Origin of the sequence: Armatimonas sp. (assembly GCF_043760365.1) — a bacterium.
GTDB lineage: Bacteria > Armatimonadota > Armatimonadia > Armatimonadales > Armatimonadaceae > Armatimonas.
Genome location: NZ_JAYUPA010000597.1, coordinates 1 through 4297 on the forward strand (window position 1 = coordinate 1; position 4297 = coordinate 4297).

At 57.5% G+C, this 4297-nt stretch carries 6 protein-coding genes and 1 pseudogene; all 7 read left to right on the forward strand.

All coding sequences use genetic code 11. From position 1 onward, the window contains the following. Positions 1–4: 4 nt before the first annotated feature. The 7 genes and pseudogenes from rplC to rpsC all read left to right on the forward strand — a co-directional run bounded on the left by rplC (position 5) and on the right by rpsC (position 4280). Positions 5–685, forward strand: a complete 681-nt coding sequence (gene rplC, locus ACH2EH_RS13725) for a 50S ribosomal protein L3 (protein ID WP_395142583.1) — start codon at positions 5–7, stop codon at positions 683–685. A 36-nt stretch (positions 686–721) separates the two neighbouring features. After that, on the forward strand, positions 722–1372 hold the full coding sequence (gene rplD, locus ACH2EH_RS13730) for a 50S ribosomal protein L4 (protein WP_395142578.1): 651 nt from the start codon (positions 722–724) through the stop codon (positions 1370–1372). Between the two features lies 1 nt (position 1373). Then, positions 1374–1694 (forward strand): 50S ribosomal protein L23, encoded by a 321-nt coding sequence (rplW, locus tag ACH2EH_RS13735; RefSeq protein ID WP_309696413.1) that lies wholly within the window; start codon positions 1374–1376, stop codon positions 1692–1694. A 3-nt stretch (positions 1695–1697) separates the two neighbouring features. After that, the gene (gene rplB, locus ACH2EH_RS13740; protein WP_395142580.1) at positions 1698–2528 is read left to right on the forward strand and encodes a 50S ribosomal protein L2; all 831 of its coding nucleotides are present in this window, start codon (positions 1698–1700) and stop codon (positions 2526–2528) included. Positions 2529–2609: 81 nt separating this feature from the next. Next, a complete protein-coding gene (gene rpsS, locus ACH2EH_RS13745; protein WP_309696417.1) occupies positions 2610–2897 on the forward strand; it encodes a 30S ribosomal protein S19 in 288 nt (95 codons plus the stop codon). 12 nt (positions 2898–2909) lie between these two features. Then, positions 2910–3281: pseudogene (gene rplV / locus ACH2EH_RS13750) on the forward strand (50S ribosomal protein L22); the annotation flags it as partial. 114 nt (positions 3282–3395) lie between these two features. Further along, positions 3396–4280 (forward strand): 30S ribosomal protein S3, encoded by an 885-nt coding sequence (gene rpsC / locus ACH2EH_RS13755; protein ID WP_395142582.1) that lies wholly within the window; start codon positions 3396–3398, stop codon positions 4278–4280. Positions 4281–4297: the final 17 nt, after the last annotated feature.

Here is a 4297-nt window from a genome sequence, read left to right on the forward strand (position 1 = left end):
AATTATGTCAGTAAAAGGCATTCTTGGCCGTAAGGTTGGGATGACACAGATTTTTGATGACGAAGGCCGGGTTGTTCCCGTGACTGTTATCGCGGTGGAGCCGTGCGTCATCTCTCAGGTAAAGACGGTGGATAACGATGGCTACAGCGCGGTGCAGCTCGCGTTTGAGGAGTGCAATGTTAACCGCCTGAACCGCCCCGAGCAAGGCCACTTAGCCAGTGCGGGGGTGCAGCCGCGCCGCTTCCTGAAAGAATACGACATTCAGGACGGAGCCAGTGTCTCTGTGGGAGACACGATCAGCGTGGGCGATATTTTTACCACGGATGAGAAGATCGTTGTGGTAGGGGTTAGCAAGGGTAAGGGGTTTGCGGGCGTCGTTAAGCGCTACCATTTCCACGGTGGTGATATGACCCACGGCTCGATGATCCACCGAAAGCCCATGTCGGGCGGTGCGACGGATGCTGCGCGTACCTTCAAGGGGAGCCGCAAGCCAGGCCGTATGGGCAATGAGCAAGTAAGCCAGCAGGGCCTGCGCGTGGTTCGTATTGACGCCGAGAAAAATATCCTTCTGGTTAAAGGTGCTGTGCCTGGTGCCAACGGCGGAGTCGTTTCGATTGAGAAGGTACGCCGTTCTGAGAAGGTTCGTATTCGCCAGGAGACTCAGCGCTCCAGCAAAAAGAAATAACCCCGGAAAATATTCCTCGGGTAACGGAGATTAATTATGCCTACGTTGGCGATAAAAACGAAAAACGGGAAGACAGCAGGAGATATCTCTCTCTCCGACCGCGTCTTTGGAGCGGAGCGCAATATTGCGCTGATGCACCAGGCGGTGGTTGCCGAGCAGGAGAACTGGCGTCAGGATACCCGCAATGCCCCCGGTCGGGGCGATATGCTAGGCGGCGGAAGGAAACCCTTCAAGCAAAAAGGTACCGGACGTGCGCGTCAGGGATCTATTGTCGCTCCTCACTGGACGGGTGGTGGTGCCGCTCATGGTCCGCATCCGCGTGATCTTGGCCACAAGATCAACAAGAAGATGCGCCGTGCTGCGGTCTGGTCCGCACTCTCCGCCAAGCTTGCCGATAGCGAGATGGTGGTGGTGGATGGTTTCGATCTTGATGGCAAGATCAGCACCAAGACGGCAGCCAACTTCCTTACCGAAGTCACGGGTGGTGCGCGAAAGTCGCTCGTCGTGATTGATGAGGGCGATGAGGTTACCGTCAAGAGCCTGCGCAATATCGCGGGGGTGACGATCCGTGTTGGTAAGCGTATCTCAACGCGTGATGTGGTAGACGGCGGCGTGGTGGTCATCACCAAGGCCGCGGCGGCGACCCTCAGCGGCTGGGCAGACGAAAAAGAAGAGAAGGAGGCGTAGTATGCCAGGTATCTATGAGGTTATAGAGCGCCCGATCATTACGGAGAAGTCTCTGACGATGAACGGCGAGCGCAAGTACGCCTTCGCAGTGCATGCGGATGCGAATAAGTTCCAGATCCGTGATGCCGTTGAGACTCTCTTTACGGATGGTGAGGGCGAGGGAAAGTTGACTGTTACCGCGGTCAATACCATGATTGTCAAGGGAAAGATCAAGCGCTACCGCGTCTTTGGACGTTCTAGCGTGAGCAAGACCCCCGGCTATAAGAAGGCGATTGTGACGCTTGCCGAAGGGCAGAGCATCAAGTTGTTTGAGGGAGTGTAAGCGATGCCGATTCGACGTTTTAGACCAATTACGCCTGGCCGTCGCTTCATGGCGAGCCCTGACTACAGTGAGATCACCAAGGGCAAGCCGGAGAAGAGCCTGGTCGAGCCGAAAAGAAGGAAGGCTGGTCGTAACAACACTGGCAAGATGACGATCCGCAACCGTGGTGGTGGCAACAAGCGGATGTATCGCATCATTGACTTCAAGCGGTTCAAGGATGATGTGGGCGCTACCGTGCTGGCGATCGAGTACGATCCAAACCGCACGCCGCGTATCGCGCTTCTGCAGTACGAGGACGGTACCAAGACTTATATCCTGGCCCCCGTCGGAGTTACTGTCGGGGATGCGATTGCCAGCGGGCCGACCGCGGATATCAAGCCAGGTAATGCGCTTCCGATCATCAATATCCCGGTCGGTACGCTGATCCACAATATCGAGCTCAGCCCTGGTAAGGGCGGCCAGATGGCCCGCTCCGCGGGGGCCTATGCGCAGCTGATGGCAAAAGAGGGCAAGTATGCCACGCTCCGTCTGCCATCGAGTGAGATGCGTCGCGTGCTGCTGACCTGCCGTGCCACTATTGGCCAGGTGGGTAATCTGGAGCATGAGAACGAGTCTCTTGGTAAGGCCGGTAAGTCTCGTTGGAAGGGGCGCACCCCTCACGTTCGTGGTGTGACCATGAACCCCCGAGAGCACCCGCACGGTGGTGGTGAGGGCAAGAGCCCTGTGGGTCGCAAGAAGGGGCCTGTCTCCGCGACGGGCGTCCCGGCGATTGGTTATAAGACCCGCCGGAACAAGTCGACGAACAAGTTTATCGTCAAGCGGCGCACGAAGTAATCGTGTGTCCATGTTGGCCGGGGCGAAGCTCCGGCCACGCACCCGACAGGCAAGAGCCTGTGACTGGGGCAGGAGTAATTTATGGGACGATCTTTGAAGAAGGGGCCCTTCGCGGACCCGAAACTTCTGGCAAAGGTAGACGCCATGAACGAGAGCGGAAAGAAGGCCATTATCAAAACATGGTCACGTCGGTCGACGATCTTTCCTTCGTTTATCGGTCTAACCCTTGCCGTGCATGATGGGCGCAAGCATGTGCCTGTCTTTATCACGGAGAACATGGTCGGGCACAAGCTCGGCGAGTTCGCTCACACCCGGCCTTTCAAGGGCCATGCAGGCGGTACCGGTCAGTCCAGCCGTATGAGAAAGTAGGGAGGAAGCAAGATGGAATCAAAAGCTACCGCCCGATTTGTGCGGATGGCACCCCGAAAGGTGCGCCTAGTACTCGACTCTGTGCGTGGAAAATATGCTCAAGAAGCACTTGATCAGCTAAAGTTCACGCCAAACCATGCAGCCGCGGAGATCGCCAAAGTGGTGAGCTCAGCCTGTGCAAATGCTGTCAATAACTTTGAGATGAACCCGGATTACCTCAAGATTGTTGGTTGTTATGTGGATGTGGGGCCGACCATGAAGCGTGTTAAGCCACGTGCTCAGGGGCGTGCCTACCGAATCCTTAAGCGCACGAGTCATATCACTGTGATCGTGGGCGAGGGTGAAGCTCCGCCGGCCAAAACGGGGCGAAAAACGGCGAAGAAACCGCCGCTACGTGCCGCACTGCCGACCCGCGCTGAGGCTCCCGTGGTGGAGGAGTCTACAACGACCGAAGAGTCTACCGAGACGACCGAGACCGCTGAGGCAGGGGAGTAAACCATGGGACAGAAGATTAACCCGATTGGGTTCCGTATCGGCGTCATCCGGGATGCAGATTCCAAGTGGTACGCCGACAAGCAGTATGCCGAGTTTCTAAAAGAAGACTACGTTATTCGCAAGAGTATCAAGAAGCGTAAGGGATTTGAGAACGCGGCGATCTCCAAGATCGAGATTGAGCGCCAGGCGAACCAGCTTCGTGTGACGTTGCACACGGCTAAGCCGGGAATCATCATCGGACGGGGTGGCTCGGGCATTGATATGCTCAAAGCGGATCTCGAGAAGATGACGAAAAAGACGGTCCACGTCAATGTTGCGGAGATTCGCCACCTGGAGACGAACTCTCAGCTCGTGGCGGAGTCCATTGCGCAGCAGATCGAGAAGCGTATCGGCTACAAGCGTGCCATGCGACAGGCCGTGACCCGCGCTATGAAACTTGGTGTTCTTGGGATTCGTACCCAGGTCTCCGGGCGACTCGGTGGTGCGGAGATGGCGCGTCGTGAGAAAGACCGCCAGGGAAAAGTGCCGCTGCACACCCTGCGTGCCGATATTGACTACGGCTTTGCCGAGGCAGTGACGGCTTACTCCACTATTGGAGTGAAGGTCTGGATCTACAAGGGAGATATCCTCCCGGGTGCTCGTCGCCCGGTGGAGAATCCTGCAGGGCAGCGCTCTGACCGTGGCCGGGATCGTGATGATGATCGTCGTGGTGGCCGTGGTGGCCGTGGTGGTCGTGGTGGCACGGGTCGCGGTGGCGGTGGTGGCGCAGCAGGCCGAGGTGGTGAGCGTGGCGGTGGCGGCCCAGGTCGTGGCCCCCGTGGTGGAAACGAAGGCGGCGGTGGCGGCTACACAGGTGGTGGTAGCTACTCGACGGCGACAGGGGAGTAAGACAGAAAATGTTAATG

Coding starts and splice junctions, on each gene's coding strand:
- rplC (WP_395142583.1), top strand. CDS start 5: ATGTCAGTAAAAGGCATTCTTGGCCGTAAGGTTGGGATGACACAGATT.
- rplD (WP_395142578.1), top strand. CDS start 722: ATGCCTACGTTGGCGATAAAAACGAAAAACGGGAAGACAGCAGGAGAT.
- rplW (WP_309696413.1), top strand. CDS start 1,374: ATGCCAGGTATCTATGAGGTTATAGAGCGCCCGATCATTACGGAGAAG.
- rplB (WP_395142580.1), top strand. CDS start 1,698: ATGCCGATTCGACGTTTTAGACCAATTACGCCTGGCCGTCGCTTCATG.
- rpsS (WP_309696417.1), top strand. CDS start 2,610: ATGGGACGATCTTTGAAGAAGGGGCCCTTCGCGGACCCGAAACTTCTG.
- rpsC (WP_395142582.1), top strand. CDS start 3,396: ATGGGACAGAAGATTAACCCGATTGGGTTCCGTATCGGCGTCATCCGG.